Source organism: Acinetobacter sp. YH12072 (assembly GCF_013419565.1).
Lineage (GTDB): Bacteria > Pseudomonadota > Gammaproteobacteria > Pseudomonadales > Moraxellaceae > Acinetobacter.
Genome location: NZ_VOZV01000007.1, coordinates 53,754 through 75,500, shown reverse-complemented (window position 1 = coordinate 75,500; position 21,747 = coordinate 53,754). Strand labels below are relative to the sequence as shown.

At 43.8% G+C, this 21,747-nt stretch carries 22 protein-coding genes; 11 read left to right on the top strand and 11 right to left on the bottom strand.

Features of this window, described 5'->3' with window-relative positions; translation table 11 throughout:
• Nucleotides 1-193: 193 nt before the first annotated feature.
• Complete coding sequence (argS, locus tag FTU19_RS04335) at nucleotides 194-1,984, bottom strand: arginine--tRNA ligase (protein WP_180130197.1); 1,791 nt, start codon at nucleotides 1,982-1,984, stop codon at nucleotides 194-196.
• A gap of 243 nt (nucleotides 1,985-2,227) precedes the next feature.
• Between argS and FTU19_RS04330 the strand changes: the two genes are divergently transcribed.
• A complete protein-coding gene (locus FTU19_RS04330; RefSeq protein ID WP_125278848.1) occupies nucleotides 2,228-2,515 on the top strand; it encodes a DUF2798 domain-containing protein in 288 nt (95 codons plus the stop codon).
• A gap of 88 nt (nucleotides 2,516-2,603) precedes the next feature.
• On the opposite strand, the gene FTU19_RS04325 is transcribed toward FTU19_RS04330, so the two are convergent.
• Genes FTU19_RS04325 through FTU19_RS04315 form a run of 3 tightly spaced genes read right to left on the bottom strand, consistent with a single transcriptional unit; the run spans nucleotide 2,604 to nucleotide 5,067 of the window.
• Nucleotides 2,604-3,905, bottom strand: coding sequence for a DUF445 domain-containing protein (locus FTU19_RS04325; protein WP_159124210.1), 1,302 nt, complete (start codon nucleotides 3,903-3,905; stop codon nucleotides 2,604-2,606).
• Nucleotides 3,906-3,919: 14 nt separating this feature from the next.
• A complete protein-coding gene (locus FTU19_RS04320; RefSeq protein WP_180025288.1) occupies nucleotides 3,920-4,486 on the bottom strand; it encodes a hypothetical protein in 567 nt (188 codons plus the stop codon).
• Between the two features lie 41 nt (nucleotides 4,487-4,527).
• On the bottom strand, nucleotides 4,528-5,067 hold the full coding sequence (locus FTU19_RS04315) for a DUF924 family protein (RefSeq protein WP_166137519.1): 540 nt from the start codon (nucleotides 5,065-5,067) through the stop codon (nucleotides 4,528-4,530).
• Nucleotides 5,068-5,278: 211 nt separating this feature from the next.
• Between FTU19_RS04315 and gshA the strand changes: the two genes are divergently transcribed.
• A complete protein-coding gene (gene gshA, locus FTU19_RS04310) occupies nucleotides 5,279-6,856 on the top strand; it encodes a glutamate--cysteine ligase (protein ID WP_179991906.1) in 1,578 nt (525 codons plus the stop codon).
• An 18-nt stretch (nucleotides 6,857-6,874) separates the two neighbouring features.
• On the top strand, nucleotides 6,875-7,402 hold the full coding sequence (locus FTU19_RS04305) for a disulfide bond formation protein B (RefSeq protein WP_159124206.1): 528 nt from the start codon (nucleotides 6,875-6,877) through the stop codon (nucleotides 7,400-7,402).
• Between the two features lie 88 nt (nucleotides 7,403-7,490).
• Here the strand turns inward: FTU19_RS04305 and FTU19_RS04300 are convergent, their stop codons facing one another.
• Nucleotides 7,491-8,822 carry an alpha/beta hydrolase gene (locus tag FTU19_RS04300; protein WP_166137513.1) on the bottom strand — a complete coding sequence of 444 codons (1,332 nt, stop codon included), beginning with the start codon at nucleotides 8,820-8,822 and terminating at the stop codon, nucleotides 7,491-7,493.
• Nucleotides 8,823-9,065: 243 nt separating this feature from the next.
• Between FTU19_RS04300 and FTU19_RS04295 the strand changes: the two genes are divergently transcribed.
• Both FTU19_RS04295 and parE read left to right on the top strand, forming a co-directional pair.
• Nucleotides 9,066-9,659 carry a YqiA/YcfP family alpha/beta fold hydrolase gene (locus FTU19_RS04295; protein WP_180130195.1) on the top strand — a complete coding sequence of 198 codons (594 nt, stop codon included), beginning with the start codon at nucleotides 9,066-9,068 and terminating at the stop codon, nucleotides 9,657-9,659.
• A gap of 1 nt (nucleotide 9,660) precedes the next feature.
• Nucleotides 9,661-11,541: a DNA topoisomerase IV subunit B gene (gene parE / locus FTU19_RS04290; protein ID WP_166137506.1), complete on the top strand. Its 1,881-nt coding sequence runs from the start codon at nucleotides 9,661-9,663 to the stop codon at nucleotides 11,539-11,541.
• A gap of 62 nt (nucleotides 11,542-11,603) precedes the next feature.
• Here the strand turns inward: parE and FTU19_RS04285 are convergent, their stop codons facing one another.
• The 4 genes from FTU19_RS04285 to FTU19_RS04270 form a co-directional block, all read right to left on the bottom strand.
• Nucleotides 11,604-12,332, bottom strand: a complete 729-nt coding sequence (locus FTU19_RS04285) for a hypothetical protein (RefSeq protein WP_180130193.1) — start codon at nucleotides 12,330-12,332, stop codon at nucleotides 11,604-11,606.
• A 119-nt stretch (nucleotides 12,333-12,451) separates the two neighbouring features.
• Nucleotides 12,452-12,955: a GNAT family N-acetyltransferase gene (locus FTU19_RS04280; RefSeq protein WP_180130191.1), complete on the bottom strand. Its 504-nt coding sequence runs from the start codon at nucleotides 12,953-12,955 to the stop codon at nucleotides 12,452-12,454.
• Nucleotides 12,956-13,053: 98 nt separating this feature from the next.
• On the bottom strand, nucleotides 13,054-13,785 hold the full coding sequence (locus FTU19_RS04275; protein ID WP_180130188.1) for an outer membrane protein OmpK: 732 nt from the start codon (nucleotides 13,783-13,785) through the stop codon (nucleotides 13,054-13,056).
• A gap of 192 nt (nucleotides 13,786-13,977) precedes the next feature.
• A complete protein-coding gene (locus FTU19_RS04270) occupies nucleotides 13,978-14,121 on the bottom strand; it encodes a hypothetical protein (protein ID WP_180130185.1) in 144 nt (47 codons plus the stop codon).
• Between the two features lie 240 nt (nucleotides 14,122-14,361).
• Here FTU19_RS04270 and FTU19_RS04265 point away from each other — a divergent pair, with 240 nt between their 5' ends.
• From FTU19_RS04265 to dsbD, 4 genes are all read left to right on the top strand, one after another.
• Nucleotides 14,362-14,736: an HPF/RaiA family ribosome-associated protein gene (locus FTU19_RS04265; RefSeq protein WP_180130182.1), complete on the top strand. Its 375-nt coding sequence runs from the start codon at nucleotides 14,362-14,364 to the stop codon at nucleotides 14,734-14,736.
• 129 nt (nucleotides 14,737-14,865) lie between these two features.
• A complete protein-coding gene (locus FTU19_RS04260) occupies nucleotides 14,866-15,408 on the top strand; it encodes an ankyrin repeat domain-containing protein (RefSeq protein WP_180130180.1) in 543 nt (180 codons plus the stop codon).
• A 24-nt stretch (nucleotides 15,409-15,432) separates the two neighbouring features.
• The gene (locus FTU19_RS04255) at nucleotides 15,433-16,200 is read left to right on the top strand and encodes a transporter (protein WP_159124198.1); all 768 of its coding nucleotides are present in this window, start codon (nucleotides 15,433-15,435) and stop codon (nucleotides 16,198-16,200) included.
• 17 nt (nucleotides 16,201-16,217) lie between these two features.
• Nucleotides 16,218-18,062, top strand: a complete 1,845-nt coding sequence (gene dsbD, locus FTU19_RS04250) for a protein-disulfide reductase DsbD (protein ID WP_180130177.1) — start codon at nucleotides 16,218-16,220, stop codon at nucleotides 18,060-18,062.
• Nucleotides 18,063-18,120: 58 nt separating this feature from the next.
• On the opposite strand, the gene FTU19_RS04245 is transcribed toward dsbD, so the two are convergent.
• On the bottom strand, nucleotides 18,121-19,311 hold the full coding sequence (locus FTU19_RS04245; protein WP_180130175.1) for a GGDEF domain-containing protein: 1,191 nt from the start codon (nucleotides 19,309-19,311) through the stop codon (nucleotides 18,121-18,123).
• 264 nt (nucleotides 19,312-19,575) lie between these two features.
• Between FTU19_RS04245 and FTU19_RS04240 the strand changes: the two genes are divergently transcribed.
• Nucleotides 19,576-20,145, top strand: a complete 570-nt coding sequence (locus FTU19_RS04240; RefSeq protein WP_180052509.1) for an FMN-dependent NADH-azoreductase — start codon at nucleotides 19,576-19,578, stop codon at nucleotides 20,143-20,145.
• A 71-nt stretch (nucleotides 20,146-20,216) separates the two neighbouring features.
• Here FTU19_RS04240 and FTU19_RS04235 read toward each other — a convergent pair whose 3' ends face one another.
• Nucleotides 20,217-21,128: an alpha/beta hydrolase gene (locus FTU19_RS04235; protein ID WP_180130172.1), complete on the bottom strand. Its 912-nt coding sequence runs from the start codon at nucleotides 21,126-21,128 to the stop codon at nucleotides 20,217-20,219.
• Nucleotides 21,129-21,283: 155 nt separating this feature from the next.
• Between FTU19_RS04235 and FTU19_RS04230 the strand changes: the two genes are divergently transcribed.
• A complete protein-coding gene (locus tag FTU19_RS04230; protein WP_004781465.1) occupies nucleotides 21,284-21,721 on the top strand; it encodes a DUF2147 domain-containing protein in 438 nt (145 codons plus the stop codon).
• Nucleotides 21,722-21,747: the final 26 nt, after the last annotated feature.

The following is a 21,747-nucleotide window of genomic DNA, read 5'->3' as shown; positions in this document are numbered from 1 at the left end:
CAGAATTTTAATTTATCTGCATCTTCAAACACATAGCTAAAGTTACAAAATGTTTATTCAGCAGATAAACGGCAATGAATAGCATGCTTACTTCGAGCTTAGCTCTCCGTCTTGCGTCAATGTAAAAGCAGTGCTTTACATTTTCGCTTCGAGCTTAGCTCTCGCCTTGCGAGCATGCAAAACAGTGTTTTGCTTACATGCTCTCAGGCGCAGATACACCAAGCAGTTCCAGACCGTTACGCAGCACTTGGCGAACATTTACAGATAACAGTAAACGTGCCTGAGTTAATTCTGCATCATCGCCCAGAACCTTGTTGTCGTTGTACCAGCCATGGAACAGCGCAGCCAGCTCTTTCAGGTAGTTACCAATCTGATGCGGTTCATAGCTGTTTGCAGCACGAACGACAATCTCTGGATAAGCTGCCAGCTTTGCCAGAATTTCAGTCTCCGCTTCCAGCTCAAGTTTGGCTGCCAGACCACGTGCAGTGGCTGCATCAAAGTTCACACCTGTAGAGGCTGCCTTTTCTAACATACGGCAGATCCGCGCATGCGCATACTGGATGTAATACACGGCATTGTCCTTGCTTTGAGATACGGCAAGGTCAAGGTCGAAGTCAATGTGCTGTTCAGATTTACGCATGACATAGTAGAAACGCGCTGCATCATTACCGACTTCTTTACGCAGGTCACGTAAAGTCACGAACTGGCCTGAACGAGAGGACATCTGTACCATCTCTCCACCACGCCACAGGCTGACAAACTGAACCAGAAGTACAGTCAGTTTTTTCGAGTCATAGCCCAGAGCATCAATCGCTGCTTTTACACGTGCGATATAACCGTGGTGATCTGAACCCCAGATATCTATAATATCGGTATAGCCACGTTGTAATTTGTTTAGGTGATACGCAATATCAGACGCGAAATAAGTGGTTTGACCATTACGGCGTTTCACTACGCGGTCTTTTTCATCACCAAATTCAGTTGACTTGAACCAGATGTTGCCATCTTTTTCATACAGGAAGCCTCGCTGATCTAGAGTTTGTAGCGCTTCACCAATTTTTTCAGTCAAAGTTGCTTCGCTAAACCATTGATTGAAAGTCACTCCGAATTCACCGAGGTCATCTTTAATATCATCAAGGATGGCTTTTAACGCAGCTTGATGGAATACACGGTAACCTTCATTTAATAAAGTTTGTGAGTTGAAGATCAGGCCATCAATGTGCTTTTCTTTATCGCCTGAAACAATCACTTTATTGCCTTCAGCATCCGGTTCGGCAGCGTACTGTACGTCCTCAGGGACGTCTTTATAAACGTCTGCAACAGGGCGAACATAGATATCGCCGTCTTTATCAATAATGCTTTGTGCGATTTCTTTGACGTAGTCACCTTGATAGGCATTTTTCGGGAACACCAGTTCCTGACCCGTCAATTCTAAATAACGCAGATAAGTTGAAGTCGCCAGAATATCCATCTGACGGCCAGCGTCGTTGACATAATATTCACGGTCAACTTTGGCACCTGTCGCTTCAAGCAGATTTGCAACAGTCATACCATAAGCAGCGCCACGACCATGACCTACGTGCAGGCTAGAAGTCGGGTTCGCAGACACAAATTCAACCTGAACGCGTTTTTCCGCATTGGCCTGGGTACGACCATACGTTGCCTGTTGAGCCTGAATCTGATCCAGCACAGCAAAACGCTGGTCTGCATTTAAAAAGAAGTTAATAAAGCCTGGGCCTGCAATTTCTGCCTTGCTGATATCCGCCACTTCAGGCAGGGCAGCAAGGATTTTTTCTGCTAAATCACGCGGTTTCATCCCCGCAGCTTTAGACGCGATCATGGCAATATTTGATGCAAAGTCACCGTGGCTGCGGTCTTTGGTACGCGTCAAATTACTTGTATTGTTCCAGTCAGATGGGAGTACGTTTTGTGCCTGTAAAGTTTGCACTGCATGATCGAGAGCTGCTTGGATTGCCGTATTCATAATCAGTCGAAAATAGATATCGCAGAAAAACAGCAAATATAGCAAATTTCCGACTCTTTAGGTAAAACCATTTATGGGGAATAAAAAATATACGATTAGTAGTCTATAGTTTCTATCCATCGGTCGGTCATCAATGAAGGATCACATGAGAAAGAGGGGAATAAATAAGTTGCAAATTTTGCTATAAAAAAATGAATCAAAATGGCCTATATTAGCCTGATTGAAACTATAAAAAGAGTCAGCATGGATTCAAAACAGCGCCCGACTATTATCGGCAATATTCCCAAACTTCCAGCCAAATGGGCCTTGGTCATTGTGCCTTTTATCCTGTCCTGCCTGATGAGTGGAATTATTTCCATGATTAACATGCTGCGCAATCTGGGCTGGATTGAGGGCTTTATGGCACTCTGGTTTCATAACTGGATGATTTCCTGGGCAATTGCTTTTCCAATTGTGGTAACGCTTTTGCCTTTTGTACGCAAATTTGCCGGATTGCTGGTCGATATGTCAGGAAATCAGCCACCCAAATAATTGTTTTCTATCAATGAGAATTAAGAAAGAAGTTTTAGAAGGTAAAAAGTATTCGCTAACAGATAAGTTCTATAGCTGAAAAAACCAACTAAATCAGATGCTCGACTGCAGCGCGGATGATTCCAAGGATCAGACCAATACAGGCCCCGACCACGACACCATTGACCCGGATCATATGCAGGTCACCACCGACTTCGTTTTCAATCTTGTCGATCATCTCAGTCGAATCCCATTCATGAATACGTTCACTGATAAAACGGATCACTTTCTCACTGTACTGGTCACTCAAATCGACAGCGATACCACTGAGACGGTTATTCAGCAACTCACGCACTGAAGTATTTGAAATAATATTTTCACCGACTTGCTGAATGGCGACTCGCAGATTCTCCGCAATCCCCGAATCCGACTTTTGCAAATCTGCTTTGATGGCATCGCATAAAATGACCACTGCACCACTGATAAAATTTAGCACTTGCGGACTGTCAAGCAGGGCATCTTTAGTTTCATTCAGTCGCTGGCTGGCCATACTTTCAGAATCTGCCAATTGCTGCATCAATTCTTGAGCTGTTTCTTCAATTTTAAGCCGCCACGGATGGTCGGGATCTGCCAGCATGGCTTCCACCCGCTGAATCACCGAATCGATACTGCGTTGCTGCACATCAATACCGATCCAGCTGGCGCCTTTGGCCAGACGCCAGACGCCCATTTCCTTGAATAAAGTGCGGGTCAGCTCACGGGTTTGTTCTGGATGTGAAGTCATCCAGGCATGTACCACATCTAGGCCGCGTTGCAGCACATCCTGATGGAAATCATTTTCCAAAACAGCGCGCAGCATTTCGCTGGCCAGGGTATTGATCTGGGTGTTTTTGACCCATTGCACACTATTGCTCTGAATAAATCCGGCGATCTGTTCCTGCCCGACAAATTCAAATACTTTGGGTACGGTCTGCTGAATCACTTGTGTGACTTGAGCATTATTCTGCGGATTGGCCAGCCAGCGGCCAGCAGCCAGACTTAAATCGGTACTGGCCAGACTGCGCTGCACAATTTGCGGGGAAAGGAAATTTTCCTGCACAAAGCGCCCCATAGATTCGGCAATCCGGGCTTTATTGCGTGGAATAATTTCAGTATGGTCACGTAAAAATTTTGGAATCGGTAGCCGGCCAAAAGGATTGCGGAACAGCACGGTAATTGCATACCAGTCCGCCAGACCACCGACTACACCTGCTTCGGCAGAGAGCATCAGAATATGAATCAGCCAGACATATTCAGGCAGCAGTTTGGCAGTAATCATCAGCGCCAGCCAAGCCAGTACTGCGACGACCAGTGCAATAGTCGCAAAACGTTTACTGCGTTGTAAGCTCGGTGACGGCTGCTCTTTCTGCATAAATCATCCTGTTATTAGGGCGTGGCCGGCTGCGGTTGGAGTACTTGGCCGGATGGACTTACTCCATATTTAGCGCCAAGTGATTGTAAAATCAAGCGGGCATCAAAGGCATCTTTCGGCTCCTGACCGGCTTTAAAGCACTCAATGGTATAAGCCACTTGAGCAGGATCTAAAGTGACAGTATAGGGCTGGTCATAGAATGGATCGGGCCAGAATCCCGGATAGCGACGGGAATAACCATAAGGACGATAATAGCCGTATGGATAGACGCTAGGCGCCGGATAGACAATCGCCTGACGCGGTGGTTGCTGGGTACGGTTGCTTGGATCGTTCAGTACCCGGAAAAACTGGAAACCGTTCTGAACTGTGGTCTGCGCGGCTTTCAGCAGGGTAATTTCTTCGGCTGTACCGAAACTCATATTAGGTCGCGCCTGAAAACTGATGCGATAAGTGTTGGCATTCAGTGGAGTAGTGCTGTACTGGCCGAGCTGGTCAAAGGTAAGCGGCTTGGACGGTGTCGTTGCACAGCCAGAAAGCAGGGCAGTCGTCGCAAGGCTCAGGGCAATGACGGTTTTTTTCATCTTCGTTCTCCTGATAGGATGATCCAGCGAGTTACAGACCTCTAGAAGCTGCTATCTGGCTGGGTCAGGAAACTCAATTCTTCCTCGGTGGATTCACGGCCCAGAATCTGGTTGCGATGTGGGTAGCGTCCGAAACGGTCAATAATGATTTTATGCTTGATTTCATATTCGAGGTTTTCTGGATTGCCGAGGCGCTGAAATAATTTTAGCGCAAATTCATGTATTAATTGAGATTCGCTATGCATGAAAGGCATATAAAGAAAGGAACGTTGCTCCGGACTCAGCTGTTTATCCAGATCTTGGCTGATGGCTTCCTGAGCCAGTGCCAAAGCCAGACTATCCTGAGCAAAAGCACGCGGCGTATCCCGAAAAATATTGCGTGAGAACTGGTCCAGAACAATGATTTCAGCTAATCGACCATCAGCATTCTTACGCCATGACCACAGTTCAGCTCTACTCGCCTGTTCCAGAATATCGCCAAATTTTTCCTTCAAACTTTGGTCGAACTGGTCACTTTTGGCAAACCAGTTGGGTTGAGTCTCAGGACTAAACCAAAAGTCTAAAATATCTTGATAATTCATATTGTTTACAATTTATTAGCATTTATTTGTCAATAAAATCACAAATTTCACATGTCTTATAGAGAAACTTTGTGTTAAAAATTTGCCCAACTAAAAATCAATGGTTTGCTTGAAAACTAGGCAGGGCAGCATGTGCTGTCTGGAAATCGCGGTATACTAAGCTAAACCGATGATTCTATTTTAATAGTTACCCCCATTAAGCGAGATTGTAATGAGTCAACCTGAATCGACTGCCCATGATGTATTACCGGAATGGGTAGATTCGTCGCTCATCAAAGGAATGCTGCGCGGTATCGAGCGTGAGAGCTTGCGTATGCAAAGCAATGGTTTCCTGTCGCAGGAACCGCATCCTCATGCCTTAGGTTCAGCTCTGACACATCCGCATATTACGACCGATTATTCTGAAGCCTTGATGGAGTTTATTACTCCACCGAAAGAGAGTATTACTGAGGCATTAAACTATCTGACCGACATTCATGCCTTTGTACATCGTCATCTGAAAAATGATGAAAAGCTCTGGCCGATGTCTATGCCGTGCATGCTCGACAGTAAGGATGAAAATATCCCGCTGGCGCAATATGGCAGCTCCAATATTGGCTTATTTAAAACGCTGTATCGTCATGGTTTAGGCGTGCGTTATGGTCGCCGTATGCAGACCATTTCCGGGGTTCACTATAATCTGTCTTTCCCGGATAATTTCTTTATAGCACTTCAGGAACAGGAAACTGATGAAGAGCTACGCGCTTTAAGCCTGCAGGATTATCGCAGCCATCGCTATATGGGGCTGATCCGTAACTTTATTCGTTTAACGCCACTGGTAATTTTCCTGGTTGGTGCCAGTCCAGCAGTGTGCCAGTGTTTTATGACTGGACGTGATCACCATCTATTTCCGCTGGTACGCGGTACTTTATATACGCCTTATTCGACTGCATTACGGATGGGACGCTTTGGCTACCAGAATTCAGCGCAGAAACAGCTCGGTATTCACTACAATAATCTGCAGGATTATCTGGAAGGTCTGCAAAAAGCGGTCAGAACACCGTACAAACAGTTTACCCGTCTGGGTCTGGATGATGCCAATGGTCAGCCAATTCAGATCAATGACCATGTGCTACAGATTGAAAATGAATACTACAGTCTGGTGCGTCCAAAGCAGGTACCTAAAGAAGGTGAAACTCCATCGCAAGCCTTGCAAAATCGCGGGATCGGCTATGTTGAGCTGCGTGCTGTAGATGTCAATCCGTATAGCGCGATCGGGATCAATGAAGATACTGCCGGCTTCCTGGAAGTAGTGGCACTGTACTGCTTATTGCAAGACAGCCCGGCATTGCTGGATGCCGAACAGGAAATCATTGACCAGAATCAGGCTGAAGTGGTCAATCGTGGCCGCGCCTATAACGCTGCGATTATGGAAAATGGCCAGCGCTATATGATTGAAGACTGGTGTAATTTACATTTGCAACGTATGCAGCCACTGGCTCAATTGCTCGATCAGGCTTATGAAACTGATCTATATAGCAATGCTATGCAAGCCATGCAGATCCGTGTCGATGAAGTTGATGCGACCTTGTCAGCCCTGATTGTCGGAGATATTCGTAGCCACAGCAGCATGTGGCAGTTTGGTCAGCATTTGGCCCATCAGCATAGCAATCTCTATGAATCACATCGATTAAGCAAAGAAACACTTAAATATTTCAATGAATTGTCACAAAAGTCATTGCAGCAACAACAGCAGCTCGAGCAAGATAACACGATCAGTTTTACTGAATATTTAGCCCAATATCGATAATAAATATGAGGATTAACCATGCAATGGGGTTATCGCTTCGTGAGTGGTGTGTTGTTTTTGGCATCTGTTGCCGGGATGGCATTTGCTTTATATCTTGAGCATGGACAGGGCCTGAACCCTTGCCCATTGTGTGTGTTTCAACGAATCGGATTGATCGGACTAGGGATTATTTCCCTGATTGCCTTGCTGCATAATCCGAAATCCAATGCCATGAAGCGTGGTTATGCTTTCTTAGGCTCGCTGAGTATCTTATGGTCAGTCGGTGTCGCTGCACGGCATGTCTGGCTACAGAACCTGCCCCCAGATCAAGTGCCGAGCTGTGGCCCAGGTCTGGATTACTGGCTGGAAACTTTGCCGATGAAATCGGTATTACAGCAGGTATTAAACGGTTCAGGTGAATGTGCCGCAATTGACTGGACGTTCCTGGGGCAATCTTTACCGGTCTGGTCATTGGTGTTCTTTAGTATTTTATTGCTGATCAGCCTGTGGCAGTTATTTCGCAAATATCAGACTGCGCCCGTCAAACGTCTAAGAGATAAATACTGATTTTCAAAATTGGAATCAAAAAAGCCAGTCTACAGACTGGCTTTTTTTTATCACTCTCTTAGAGGCGAACCAAATTTTTTACCTTCAATCAGGTTAGGGCAATGCCTTCAATACTGTCCAGATCGGTCACGTATTCATGAATTTGCGTATAGGTTTCATCTTCCACACTTGGATAGAACCAGCGCACAATCTGTTCGGCCACCAGTGGATGATACTGAATTTCAAAATGATTCAGTCCATAGAAAATCGCCTTATGTGCGTCGGGTACTTTCAGATCAAAACGCGGATGGGGATGTTCGCCCAAGGCACTTTTGACACTGACCAGATAATCACCGATCACATTAAGCGTTTTGTTGGTATGGTGTTCAAACTCGATCGTACCTGCCACCAGATAGGCATCAATATGCGCAGGAATCGGTGCCGGTTTACGGTTGTCGTCCATAAAGCCAATCCGTACCGGATTATGTTCCCAGTCATCATCCCGGACGCTGCCATGACGTAAGTCTAGAATTCCGTTACTGCGAATATTCACCACATGTCCCACAATTTTCACTAAAGGAAAATGTCCGAGCTTTTCCTGCAAACTAAAACCAAAACGTTCCAGTACCGCACCATGATGCGGTGAGCCCAGACAGACCAGATTTTCTACCATCGGAATCCAGTCATAGACATTTTGTTTGCCATAGAACAAGGCGCTGCGTGACACCAGACCGCCCATACTGTGTCCGATCAGATCAATACTGGTAATTCCTGGATTACGTTTGACCAGATCCTGCAAGGCATTGGCCAGACTGCGGCCATTGGCTGAAATGCGGCGTCCGGTATTGTAGTTCAGGTACAGCATGGTGTTATGGTCACGCTGTGCCAGTAATTTTTCTCCAATGCCCGGATATTTGCGGGTTGACCAGTCCAGATGGTTCATGCACAGACCATGCACAAATAGGGTAATGCGTCCGGTTAGCTCACCTTGTTGCAGAGAACCATAATGATCGTAAATGAGCATCGGCAGGGCGAGAGGATTCTGATATTTCAGCAGATAATCGCCAATAATCCCGTTCAGGGCACTGACCATAAAATGCATGGTCGGGGTCAGAGGTTTATTATGTAATTTTGGAAATCTTTCAATAATACGGCGCAGTCCAGGCGCAATCAGAGTATTGCCATAATGAAAGATCATGTCATAAGACATTTGATACAGACGTACGATATAAGGAATATTCTGGAAAGTTTTGGAATTTTTTTCACTCAGCCCGAATACGCTCATTAAAATTTCACGCTGAATCGATTTAATCAGCTCCTGTACTACATCACTAAAGCGCATGGTGACCAATTGTGCCAGGCCTTCCAGGACATCTGCCTGGCTAAGCGGAGTTCGATCCCATCGACAATAGGTTTCATGCAATGGCGTTAAACTTGGCATTTGATCCTATCCTTTATATGAACCGTAGACATCTTTCTTTTTTGAGCACTTCGCGGTATAAATTCTTTTTTTCAGTATTCTTGATTCTCAATTTATTCGGAATACTCTTAAAATAGCGAGAATTGCATAACATTAAAGGCTTTTTTGTCAGACAATTTAAGCAATTAAGTGGTTATAAAATGAAGTGTATTTCACACTTTTAAATTAAATTTTGACATTTTGTTTGTTTTTTATTGATTGCCGATGAATATCATTTACCTGCATGGGTTCAAGAGTAGTAGCAACTCGATTAAAGGCCAGTTATTGGAACAATACTGTGCAAAGTACCCGGATATTCAGGTGCATTTACCCGATTTGAACATGCCGCCCATAGCTGCAATTCAGAAGATTTCTAAATTGATCCAGTCGATGGATCAGGTGGCATTGGTCGGCAGTAGCTTGGGGGGATTTTATGCGACATATCTGGTCGCTCAAGCGCATGTGCCGGCTGTACTGATCAATCCGGCAATGCGACCATGGCAGCTGTTTCGTGAACTGTTTGATGATGAATTGCCACTGCAGGTTCATCCGAACTGGTGCCTGAATGACGCAGATCTTGGCCAGCTCGAAGCCATGGCGCTACCAACTGCACAAGATGCAGACAAAATGTTAGTGCTGTTACAACAAGGCGATGAAGTTTTGGATTATCGTGAAGCACATCGCTATTATAGTTCAGCTCGTCCACCTGCACTGCTGATGACCGAGGCCAATGGCAGCCATGGCATGGATGATTTTGCGGAGAAAATTCCGCTGCTCTTACAGTTTTTATCCGACTGCATAAAAAAGGAAACCGAATAACGTGTCTCAATATACGGCTCAATCTCTTGAAGTTTTATCTGGTCTAGATCCGGTCCGTCGTCGTCCGGGCATGTATACCGATACCTCTCGTCCAAACCACTTGGCGCAGGAAGTGATTGATAACGCGGTCGATGAGGCACTGGCGGGACATGCCAATAAAGTCACGGTCACGGTGTATAAGGATGGTTCATTATCTGTTGAAGACAATGGCCGTGGTATGCCCGTCGATATTCATCCGGAATATGGTCAGAGCGGAATCGAAATTATCCTGACCAAACTGCATGCCGGTGGTAAGTTCAGTACTGATAACTATCAATTTTCTGGCGGTCTGCACGGGGTGGGGATCTCGGTCGTCAACGCGCTTTCTAGCCGCGTAGAAGTTGAAGTTCAGCGTCACGGCAACCTGTATAAAATGGCCTTTGAAAATGGTGAACCGACTGCACCACTAGAAGTGCTGGAAGGCAAGGCACCGAAACGTGCCACAGGGACAACTGTTCATTTCTGGCCGGAAACCAAATATTTTGATTCTCCAAAATTCGCGCTTAAAGCCTTAAAACATAACTTAAAAGCCAAAGCGGTATTGGCTGCTGGTCTGCAAATTAACTATATCGACCAGATCAATGATGAAAAGATCACCTGGCAGTTTGAAAATGGTCTGGTTGACTATTTGATGGACGAGCTGGAAGACCGTGAAATCATTCCGGCTCCTGCTTTTGTGGCGACAGGTGATGCTGAGCGTGCCAGTGCAGAATTTGCCATCTGCTGGAACGTGGAAGGTGGAGAAAGTATTCAGGAATCCTACGTCAACCTGATTCCAACCGCACAAGGCGGTACTCACGTGAATGGCTTACGTTCAGGTGTGACCGATGCCATGCGTGAGTTCTGTGAGCTGCGTAACCTGTTGCCACGGAATATGAAACTGTCTGCAGAAGATGTCTGGGATGGGGTGAACTATATCCTGTCACTGAAATTCCAGGAGCCACAATTCTCTGGTCAGACCAAGGAACGTTTATCTAGTCGTGAAGCCTCAGGCATTGTGCAGAATATTGCCAAAGATGCGTTTGCGCTATGGTTAAACCAGAATTCAGACATCGCTATGCAACTGGCAGAAATGGCGATTTCTAAAGCGGGTCGCCGTCTGAAAGCGGCCAAAAAAGTTGAACGTAAGAAGATTGTCGCTGGTCCGACTTTACCTGGGAAACTGTCAGATTGTGTGGGACATGATCTGGATCAGTCTGAACTGTTTATTGTGGAAGGGGACTCTGCAGGTGGCTCGGCCAAGCAGGCACGTGACAAGAATTTCCAAGCGATCATGCCGATTCGCGGGAAAATTTTAAATACCTGGGAAGTCTCTTCGGATGAAGTGCTGGCCTCTCAGGAAGTGCATAACATTGCAATCGCGATTGGGGTCGATCCAGGTTCAGATGACCTGTCTGAACTGCGTTATGGCAAGATCTGTATTCTTGCCGATGCCGACTCGGATGGCTTGCATATCGCGACTTTGTTATGTGCGCTGTTTGTAAAACACTTCCCGATTCTGGTCGAAGAAGGGCATCTGTTTGTGGCAATGCCACCCCTATTCCGTATCGATGATGCTAAAGATGTGCACTATGCGCTGGATGAAGATGAACTGGAAGGCATCCTGAAAAAATGTAAAACCAAGAACCCGCAGATCACCCGATTCAAAGGTTTAGGTGAGATGAATGCCAGCCAGCTTCGCGAAACGACTTTGGATCCTAATACTCGCCGTCTGGTACAACTGGATCTGGATGATGTGCACCTGACTTCAGGCTTACTGGATAAACTTCTGGCCAAAAAACGCGCCAGTGACCGTAAAGACTGGCTGGAACAGAAAGGTAATCTGGCGGATATCGTTGTTTAAAATGATTTGCTGCTAATATCTATTAAAAAGCCCGCAATCGCGGGCTTTTTTAACAACTCAATTTAAGACTCAACTTTTAAATAGTGTCCATCTGCATAGACATTATGTCCAAAGCCACAACCTGAACTGCCATTGTCCTGTTTTAAAATCACCTGTTGTCCCTGTTTAGGATCAAAAGCAAAATTGAGATTAATTTTGCAGTCATCTGATCGATAGGTCGTTTGATTTTTATTAACAGGCATTGTGGTTTCAAATTCACCTATATTTGGACCATAAATCATGCTATTTAGCCCCATATAGAGGCCATTAAAATGAATCTGATAAGAATTTTTAATCCGTTTGACTTGAATGGTATTCCAGTGACCGAAGCCAGCATGCCGTATATAAATGCCTGCCAAGTTTTGAGTTTTTTGCGGAGGAGGAAGCTGTTTTAAATTAAATTGACTGCTTTTGGCCTGAGGAAAGACTGAAAACCAGGCTCGTGCCCATTGTGGCTTTCCTGATTTAAAATAGCTTAAGCCAACATTATTAAAAGCAGTGGTAATGGCATTCTCGGAAAAAGATACACCGCTATTTTCACTATGCATTGCACAAAAGGCAGACCAGGAAGCTTGCTGTTGAAATTGTCCTAGCGCATTTTGATACTGTTTCTGATCATAAAATTTTCTTCCCGAGTTGGCATAGCTTTTCACCTTGGCACATTCGGATCGGAGTTCAGTTTCAAAGTCTGAATTGGCGAAACTGAAACTACTCAGAGGGAGAATACTGATAAAGATAAGCCATTTATTCATAATTTTACTCAACTGACATTATTCTGGTTTTAATAGAAAATTTTATCTATCAGTAATTTTTCTAACAGATTATTGATCCAATTAGATTAAGTTTTACATAAAAAATAAAATATTTTGGTTTAATTCAGGTTGAGTTGCATCAATACCAGATCGCGCCATTGTCCAAATTTCTGTCCAACTTCCGGCATATAACCGGTTTGTTTAAAACCTAATTTCTCATGTAAGGCAATCGATGCATGATTTTCATGGTCAATGGCACCAACCATAACATGGATAGCATTTTGCCGCGCATGTTCAATCAGCTTGAGCATCAAAGCTTTACCCAGACCTTGCCCAATAAAGTCTGCATGAAGAAAGACAGAATGTTCAACAGTGTGTTTAAAGCCCTGAATGGGTCGAAAAGTAGAATAATCCGCATAACCTGCAATTTGCTTGGACGCTGAATGCTCAGCCACCAATAAAGGAAATCCCTGAGCATTTAATTCACTTAGCATGTTCTGAAAATCCTGGATCGTTTTTGGCGTGCTATTCCAGGTTGAGGTTCCGTATAAGATTTCAGCATTGTAGATCGGGAGTATTTGTTCCAGATCTTGAATTTGAGCAGGACGAATAACAAAGCTCATAAGCAGATGCCAAAAAAAGAAAGAAAATATCTAACCATAACCTGAATTTAGGCAATAAAAAAGCAGAACCGAAGTCCTGCTTTATTCATTCTAAAAACTTAGAAGTGGTATTTCACCAATGCGCTAACATTATGTTCGTCTAAGCCTTTGATTGCATATTTATTGTTCCAAACTGAATGCTCAATACCGAAGTATAATTTGGTTTCAGGTGAAATATGTTTACCAGCATTCCATTTGTATTGAGACGTCCAGTTCAATTCACTTGCATGATCGTTTTTCTCAGCTGTTGACCAGTCCAGGAAAGCATCTGCCAGGAATTCTTCACTACCAATTTTAAATGGAACCGCATAAGTAATGGTCATCTGATAGTCATCTTCAGAACCTTTTTCATTATCAACTTTATAGAAGTTGATGTTTGCATAACTGGTATAAGGAACATCTAGAGCAAATCCAATACCATATAGGTAATTATTAAAGCCTTCACCACCTTCCCAAGTAGTAGAAATAAGTACGTCTTTAATTGGACCAAGCTCAAGCTTTTGGCCAGTGACCGCACCTAAGCTTAAACGTGGTGAAACTTCAAAGTAAGTTTCATTACCACTGAGATCATTATTAGTACGGTCAGCAAAGGCGAAGATATCACCATATTTTAAACCAGCTGCATATTCAGCCGTAATGGTTGACTGTTCTAAATCATCAACCATACCTACAGGATGTGCATAATTTTCGCCATATAGGCCTGTCAAACTAAAATCCTGCCAAACTGCTGCCTGAGTGAAAGCTGCTGTTGAAGCCAATGCACAAAGTGCCGCGATTTGTGTAAATTTCATTTAAATATCTCCCCCGAGAAAGCAGCTTAAGGATACAGATTAATAAGTAAAAATAAAGTCAAAATTGATCGCTGACGGAAATATTTCATCGTCTTGAGCTGATGATAATTTGAGATATGGGGAGAAGAAGGTTTATAGGATATTTAAATGAAGTTAAGTTTTTATATTTAAATTAATTTTAAGAATAGAGACTCAATTTTGAAGCTGATTAAAATAAAAACATAGATCTTCTATGAACAGGGCAAAGACTGCTTTAATTTTGGGAAGGTCATGTGAATAGTATTTCGATTGTTCTAAATCTGGAAGGTCAATCACGATCCGGTAAGCAGTTGTCACGAACGGTTGTCCTTTTGCTAAAAAAATCAAAATATCACTTGCATATTTTCAATAGAGGACCGATATTCGAAGTATAGGAACACGGTTCTGCAGACTCAAAAATGTGTTCATCATTCAATCTGGAGGGTTTTATCCAAAGCGATTTGAAGATGTGAAATGCAATATAAAACAGCAAGCTATACACGTGCCAAGATAAAAATTCTGCACTAAAAAGTTAAAATGATTTGAGGATGGTATTTTATGAACATTGAACTCCGTACCGATAAAAACATTCGCAATAGTGATCGTCTAATTACTTACGTTCGTACCGAATTAAATCAGGAATTTCAGCGCCACAGTGAGCGTATTACCCATTTCTCAGTGCATCTTAGCGATGAAAATGCCGCCAAAGGAGGCGATGATGATATTCGCTGCATGATCGAAGCACGTCCTGCCGGCTTGAAGCCAATTGTCGTGAACCATCATGGTCATAATGTTGATACTGCCATTCATGGTGCCATCGACCGTTTAAAACGCAGTCTGGAACATGTGATTGAGAAAAAAGATAACGTACGTAGCACTCCGCTAAAACTTGCGGAAGAAGATACGGGTACAGATACAGATCTAGAACAATAAATAATTCGCAGATGAAAAAGGCCCCTACGGGGCTTTTTTCAATTTTAGATAAAATAAACGAATGAGAACAAAACAAACCCCGCTTTATTCGGCATAATAGTGAAAAACGAATTTGAAGTGAGCTCCATCATGTTAACTGCGCAACAACAGCTTTTTGTGCAAGCACTCGAAGAACTCAATCTGGGTCAGGTCAAACAGCTTTTGGCAGATGGACTTAACCCGAATTTTATTGATCTGGAAAAAGGCCCAGTTATTTCCATCTGGTCAGATGGCCTGTTCAAATGGTGGGAAGAAGTCTGCGAAGCTTATGAAGCGGGCAGTCCCTTAACTGCTGAAGAAAAACAGCAACGTCTGGATGTACATTTACAGATTCTGGAAACGCTGATCCAGGCTAAAGTCAATTTGCATCTCTGGGATGCTGAAGAAGTTTATGGCCCGCTTTGGGATGCGGCCAGTGCAGCCTGTGTACCTGCAGTGCAGCGCCTATTAGAAGAAAAAGTCAATCCGAATAGCAAGGATGAAGAAGGATTAACCATTCTGTCATCGATTAGTGATTTATTCTTTGATTGTGATTTTGATGAAATTAACTGGGCAGAAGCACTGGAAGAAGAAAAACAAACCCTAGAATTATTGCGTAGTCATGGCGCAAAAATGACCAAGGAATTACATTAAATTTTAAGAAAGAGCTCCAACAAGATGAAGACAACTTTAAGAATATTGGGTTTGATGGCACTGACGGGTGTCAGTGCACAGCTTTGTGCTGCAGTTGAATTTGACCGACCAGGTGAAGGTTTGGGTACCAGTACCGTGCCAGTGGGTCAGTTAGCTTGGGAACAGGGTTTACCGAGTTTCTCTTATAGCGAAGCGACTGTGGATGGAAGCAAGCTGAAACAAACCACTTTAAATGCCGACGTCTTGTTGCGTACCGGTTTGACTGATGATCTGGAATTACGTTTAGGCTGGGCTGGTCCGGCCTGGTCACAAACCAAGTTCAATGGTCAGACTGAAGAGGATGATGGTTTAGGCGATGTCAGTATTGGCCTGAAAAAAGCCATTGATCTGGATGATGAAAAACTCAGTATGGCGCTGATGGCTGAAGCCATTATTGCCACAGGTAATGCTAATTTTAGCAATGAAGAAGATATTTACAGTCTGAGCTCAGCAGTTGCTTATCAATATAATGATTTGGTGAATACTGCACTGACCATGCGTTATGAATGGCAGGATAGCAACTGGGCGATTACTGCGATTCCGACTTTAGGCTATCAGATTGCTGATCGCTGGTCAGGTTATTCGGAACTGATTTATCGCAAAGCCGAAAGTCAGGATAATGAATATGCGCTAGGCACTGGTGTCATGTATGCATTGAATGATCAGGTACAACTTGATGCCAGTATCGGGGTGGATCTGGAAGGCCAGAATAAAGGTTACTTCTCAGGCTTGGGCGTATCGTTCCTATTCTAAGCTGCTCTTATTTCGATATGACCAAAGCACTACGGTTTAAGATCGGGAGAAAAGTATTTTCTCCAGTCTTATTGGGCACAGTGTTGCTTAGCAATATTGCTCAGGCAGAAGCGCCCTTATTGTCGCCTGAGCAGGCTTTTCCTCTGAGTATCAGTTCAGTCACTCAGCAACAGACTGAACTTAGCTGGGAAATTCCACAAAACTATTATCTTTATCAGCATAAGGTAGAGCTAAAGCAGGGAAGTCAGCCGATGACCTTGCAACTACCACCCGCTGAAGATCTATATGATGAAAACTACGGTCATACCCAGGTTTATTATCAGCAATTAAAAGTTCAGATTCCGACACAGGCGGGTCAAACGTATCAGGTCAGCTGGCAAGGCTGTGCCAAAGACCGGCTTTGTTATCCTCCTCAAACCATTGAATTTAAGACCGACTTATCCGGTCTGGTGCAATATGAATCTACTGGCTCGGGTAATAAAAGGTTACTGGATCTAAGCAGCTCTTCCTCGCAACACAACCGAATTCTGGAAAATTCTGCTGATGATCTAGAATCAGGAAATACAGACAGTAAAATCGTTGAAGTCATTTCTACACGATCCAACAGCGACTCGGCACAAGACCAGCAATGGTCTACACGTCTGGCTGAAAGTTCGCTGGCTTATGGATTGCTGTTATTTTTCGGCTTGGGCATTTTGCTGGCATTTACGCCATGCTCTTTGCCGATGCTGCCAATTCTGACTTCATTAATTGTTCGTGATAGCAAAGGCATCAAAGCTTGGATGATTGCCCTAAGCTTTGTAAGCAGTATGGCCGCAGTCTATGCGGTACTGGGCTTGATCGCATCTTCAGCCGGACTCAACTTTCAACGCTGGTTACAGCAACCTGCCACCCTGATGGCATTTAGTGCATTATTTGTGGTATTTGCCCTCAACCTGTTTGGCCTGTTTGAAATTAAAATGCCACAGCGTCTAACGCAGCGTCTGGACCGGGTTCAGGCGATGCAGCAAGGGGGAACTCTGGTTAGCGCTGCGATCATGGGATCTGTTTCTGCCTTGCTGGTTGGGCCTTGTATGACGGCACCATTAGCCGGTGCTTTATTATTTATTTCCCAGACTCAGAACCAGTGGCAAGGCGCAGTGCTGTTGTTTACGTTGGGTTTCGGTATGGGCACCCCGTTGCTGCTGGCCAGTATTATGGGGGCACGTATTCTACCTCGAGCCGGGCACTGGATGAATCAGGTGAAAGTGCTCTTTGCTTTCATTATGCTAGCTTTGGCCTTGTATTTTATTCGTCCGCTGATTTCAGAAGCGGCATTGCAGTGGCTGTCGCTAGGGCTGGGCTTAAGCTTTGTTGTTTATGTTCTGGCACGATTATTCTGGAAAAATACCGGACTGCGCTGGCTTTATATCATCTGTTTGGCTATCGCAGTGCCTTATATTACATATAGTCAGTATCAGCATAGTCAGCGTTTTTTTGTTGAAACTGCCCAACAACAGGCGAGTTGGCATATAGCAAAAACAGCCACTGAATTTGAACAGTTACTGGCTACAGTACCGAAAGGGCAGAAGGTCATTATTGATGTCTATGCTGATTGGTGTGTGGCCTGTCAGCCGATTGAACATAAAGTATTAAAGGCAGCTGCTGTCCAGCAGGCCTTAGCTCCTTATTTTCTGATCAAGCTTGATCTTAGTCAGTATGATGCTACGCATCAGGCTTTACTTAACCGATGGGAAATTCTGGGACCACCGACCTATTTATTTCTTGATAATAAGCAGCAGGAGATTCGCAGCTTACGTTTGACTGGCGCATTTAGTAAAGCAGAATTATTGGCACAGCTACAGCGTTTAGAACAGCTCTAGCATTCACTTTAAGGCTTTTCTGGTACACGCTTTAAAGTGAATAAAGCTGGTGAAAAGATTAGGCTGGTTGAACTTTTAGAAGTTCCAGATAAGATTTCACCTGATTCCGTCCACCGGCTTTGGCCTGATAAAGGGCCTGATCGGCTTGGCTTAAAAGTTGCTGTGGGCGTAATTCTGGTTTTGAAATAGCAATGCCAAAGCTGGCCGTCACCGGGATCAATTGTCCTTCATCACTAAAAATTTGTAGTTGCTGGATCGCACTTCGGCAACGTTCTGCTACCTGCTGAGCTTTTTCCAGGCTAGAATTATTCAAAACCAGAATAAATTCCTCACCGCCGAACCGTCCCACCACATCACTCTCACGCAATTGCTGGTTCAGTACCGCACTAACTTGTACCAGTGTTTCATCGCCCTTGTGATGTCCATAGTAATCATTGATCTTTTTGAAATGATCCAGATCTAGCAGCACCAGGGCATAGTTAAAAGTCGCAGTACTATTTAACTGATCCAGACATTGATTGATACTACGGCGATTAAACAGATTGGTCAGAGGATCAATCTGGCTGAGATGGTTAATCAACTGTTCGCGATAGCGCCATTGACTGAGTAAAATCTCAAATAAAATCATGCAGACAGCAAGAATCGGCAGGATAAAATACAGCATTGATAACAGCCAGAAGCTATTATGGAAAAACTGATCCTGAATATTAAAGAGTGGTGAATAAGGCAGTTGTTGGTTAAAGCTTAGATAGGCACAAGTTACCAGAAACAGTGAGGCCGGAATCAGCATGCTATAGACCAGTCTCCGGTGAAACAGGACTAGACCTACCGTCATCAGGCAAACATAGGCAATTGTGGCTACCGGGCTAATCACGCCTACGATATATGCATCCCGACACAGGGACACCACAAAGATGCCCACTGCCAGATAGGGAAAATATCGTTCTATCAGTGCATTGCCCTGAAATTTATAACAGGGATAAATCAGAAGAACCAGCGCCAGTAAAAATAGGCCATTCATGTGAATCTCTGAACGAACGACATCAATATGGACATGCTGCCAGTATTGCGGATGTGACAGGACAAACAGGTCCCAGCTTAGCCAGCTGATATGTATGCCACAGCCAAGTGCCAGCATCAGGATACACTTTTTCAAAATTCCCCAGTTCATCACCACTTCATCTTCGATCAGATATTTCTTGAGTCGATGATTCTGGAATTTTTGTAATACTGCTGACATTCGCTTCATACAACAGGTCTGACCTTTATTGTTATTGCTAAGTTTTTAAAAGATAGAAAAATATTGCTTTAATTATTTACAGAAATATAACATAAAATTAATTCATTGATAATCAGTAATATTTATCAAAAATTAAAAAAAAGGAGAAAAATTAAGCTGGAAATTTATTGTTCTAAATACGCAATGAAGTGTTTTATTTAAACCCATTATTTCATTATTTAAAGTTTATTAAGCTATGTCCATTCCCGAACAATGAACGGACCAGATTAAGCAATGAAAATTTTACAGATTGATTCCAGTATTTTAGGTGATGCCTCTATTTCCCGTCAGTTGACTCAAGCTATTGTGGGACAGCTTCAACAGAAACATGGTGAGGCAGTTGAGCTTGAATATCTGGACTTAGCTGCACAGCCGATTCCACATTTAACTGCCGAAATTTTGATGGGTCAGAATCTTGAGCAGGCGGCTTTAGGAGAACAGATTTTACAGCAGTACTTACAGGCGGATATCGTGGTGGTAGGGGCTGCTATGTATAACTTCGGCCTACCTTCTACTTTAAAAGCCTGGATTGACCGCATTAGTGTGGCGGGACGTACCTTTAAATATACAGAAAATGGCCCAGTGGGTCTGGCAGGTGAAAAGAAAGTCTATATTGCCAGTAGCCGTGGGGGTATTTATGGAGAACAAAGCCCAGTCGATTTCCAGGAAGCTTTCCTGAAAACTGTATTTAACTTTACTGGCGTAACTGATGTGCACGTGATTCGTGCTGAAGGCGTCAATATGGGCGATGCTGCGAAACAGCAGGCAATTGAAACTGCGATGACGCAAGTAAGCCTGATCTAAAAAGCGATAGATAATCACTAAACAGAAAAGGTCAGCAATCGCTGACCTTTTTTATGGCTTCTTTTAAATTTCTAGTCTTGATCCAGACGATGAGCAAATTCTGAAAGATCCGCTAGCGCTTGTCGGGCCTCTTCAAACCAGGCACTAAACATCTGAAAATTATGCCACATCCCGGTATATAACTTGAATTCAACCTCGACACCAGCCTGTTCCGCTTTTTCCTTGAAGCGTGTGGCATCATCCAGCAGAATTTCTTTAGATCCCACCTGTATATGCATCGGTGGCAAACCACTGAGATCGGCAAAAAATGGGGAAATTTCCGGATCGCCACGATCCATTGCACTCGGTACATAATACTGAATCCCGGTCTTTAGGGTTTCAATCGACAGTAGGGCATCATGTTTCTGATTATAGCGTAGTGATTCACTGGTCAGGGTCAGATCAAGGAAAGGGGAAAGTAGAATCAGTCCACTCACCTGTGGCAGGCCTTCCTGCTGTAATTTGAGTGCCAACGCCAACGCCAGATTAGCGCCACACGAATCTCCGGACAGAACAATGTCCTTAGCCTGAATGCCCTGATCTAATAACAGGTTATAGACATCAAGCACAGCTTCCAAAGGTTCAGGATAAGCAGATTCAGGAGCCAGAGGATAATCAATATGCAGTACCTGCATCTGGGTGCGAGCGGCAATCTGGGTCATAAAGGCACGATGGGTATTTAAGGAACCGAGATAAAAAGCACCACCATGAATATGGAAAATCAGCTGGCTGGATTCCTGCTGTGGTTTGATTTCCTCGGCATGTACACCTGCCAGCCGGAGCGAACGGATTTGTACGGACTTATCTTGCGGAAAAATCTTGCACATCTGCTCCAGTGCGACCCGTAAGGAGCTTGGAGGAAGATTGAACCGACTAGGCGCGCGGATGGTCGCTTTTAAAAGACTTTCTGTAATTAATTGTTTCGTCACGGGGCTCATCTTCATCTTCTTTCCATCTTTTTCTGCTTTTATTGATTATGTAGATTATTTACCAACAATATTTACAAGGTTACACTAAATAGTCACAGGTAAAAATTGCAAAAATGTTGTGACTTTTTAATACTACATCGGTCTATCTCAGACTAGGGAAATGAAGAAAAATGAAAAAAATTACGCTAATGTTAGGACTACTCGGCTTATCTGCGCTGGCCAATGCTGCAGATCCTTTAAATGGTACCGTTTGGAAAACGATTGACGACGAAACCAAACAACCAAAGGCTATAGTAAAATTTACTGAGCAAAAAAATGGGACATTATCTGCAAGCATCCAATCGGTATTAACACCGGGTGAAGAAAATGCTTGTACAAAATGTGAAGGTCCGTATCACAATAAATCGCTGAAAGGTTTAACGATTGTGAAAGGCCTGAAAAATACAGGCGGAACCAGCTATGACAGTGGTTCGATCCTGGATCCAAAATCTGGTAAAACTTATAAGCTGAAAGGCAACCTGACAGATGGTGGCAAGAAGCTTGAGCTGCGCGGTTATATCGGCGTGTCTGCTTTAGGTCGTAACCAAACCTGGATTCGTGCCAAATAATAGATCATGACCGTTCTCTAAAAACT

What these genes read in the sequence shown, in the direction of transcription:
- FTU19_RS04325 (WP_159124210.1), bottom strand. Translation starts at nt 3,905, where the DNA reads ATGCAGAAAGAGCAGCCGTCACCGAGCTTACAACGCAGTAAACGTTTT.
- FTU19_RS04240 (WP_180052509.1), top strand. Translation starts at nt 19,576, where the DNA reads ATGAAAATTTTACAGATTGATTCCAGTATTTTAGGTGATGCCTCTATT.
- FTU19_RS04330 (WP_125278848.1), top strand. Translation starts at nt 2,228, where the DNA reads ATGGATTCAAAACAGCGCCCGACTATTATCGGCAATATTCCCAAACTT.
- FTU19_RS04320 (WP_180025288.1), bottom strand. Translation starts at nt 4,486, where the DNA reads ATGAAAAAAACCGTCATTGCCCTGAGCCTTGCGACGACTGCCCTGCTT.
- gshA (WP_179991906.1), top strand. Translation starts at nt 5,279, where the DNA reads ATGAGTCAACCTGAATCGACTGCCCATGATGTATTACCGGAATGGGTA.
- dsbD (WP_180130177.1), top strand. Translation starts at nt 16,218, where the DNA reads ATGACCAAAGCACTACGGTTTAAGATCGGGAGAAAAGTATTTTCTCCA.
- FTU19_RS04230 (WP_004781465.1), top strand. Translation starts at nt 21,284, where the DNA reads ATGAAAAAAATTACGCTAATGTTAGGACTACTCGGCTTATCTGCGCTG.
- FTU19_RS04305 (WP_159124206.1), top strand. Translation starts at nt 6,875, where the DNA reads ATGCAATGGGGTTATCGCTTCGTGAGTGGTGTGTTGTTTTTGGCATCT.
- FTU19_RS04255 (WP_159124198.1), top strand. Translation starts at nt 15,433, where the DNA reads ATGAAGACAACTTTAAGAATATTGGGTTTGATGGCACTGACGGGTGTC.
- argS (WP_180130197.1), bottom strand. Translation starts at nt 1,984, where the DNA reads ATGAATACGGCAATCCAAGCAGCTCTCGATCATGCAGTGCAAACTTTA.
- FTU19_RS04280 (WP_180130191.1), bottom strand. Translation starts at nt 12,955, where the DNA reads ATGAGCTTTGTTATTCGTCCTGCTCAAATTCAAGATCTGGAACAAATA.
- FTU19_RS04235 (WP_180130172.1), bottom strand. Translation starts at nt 21,128, where the DNA reads ATGAAGATGAGCCCCGTGACGAAACAATTAATTACAGAAAGTCTTTTA.
- FTU19_RS04245 (WP_180130175.1), bottom strand. Translation starts at nt 19,311, where the DNA reads ATGAAGCGAATGTCAGCAGTATTACAAAAATTCCAGAATCATCGACTC.
- FTU19_RS04275 (WP_180130188.1), bottom strand. Translation starts at nt 13,785, where the DNA reads ATGAAATTTACACAAATCGCGGCACTTTGTGCATTGGCTTCAACAGCA.
- FTU19_RS04295 (WP_180130195.1), top strand. Translation starts at nt 9,066, where the DNA reads ATGAATATCATTTACCTGCATGGGTTCAAGAGTAGTAGCAACTCGATT.
- FTU19_RS04300 (WP_166137513.1), bottom strand. Translation starts at nt 8,822, where the DNA reads ATGCCAAGTTTAACGCCATTGCATGAAACCTATTGTCGATGGGATCGA.
- FTU19_RS04315 (WP_166137519.1), bottom strand. Translation starts at nt 5,067, where the DNA reads ATGAATTATCAAGATATTTTAGACTTTTGGTTTAGTCCTGAGACTCAA.
- FTU19_RS04260 (WP_180130180.1), top strand. Translation starts at nt 14,866, where the DNA reads ATGTTAACTGCGCAACAACAGCTTTTTGTGCAAGCACTCGAAGAACTC.
- FTU19_RS04285 (WP_180130193.1), bottom strand. Translation starts at nt 12,332, where the DNA reads ATGAATAAATGGCTTATCTTTATCAGTATTCTCCCTCTGAGTAGTTTC.
- FTU19_RS04265 (WP_180130182.1), top strand. Translation starts at nt 14,362, where the DNA reads ATGAACATTGAACTCCGTACCGATAAAAACATTCGCAATAGTGATCGT.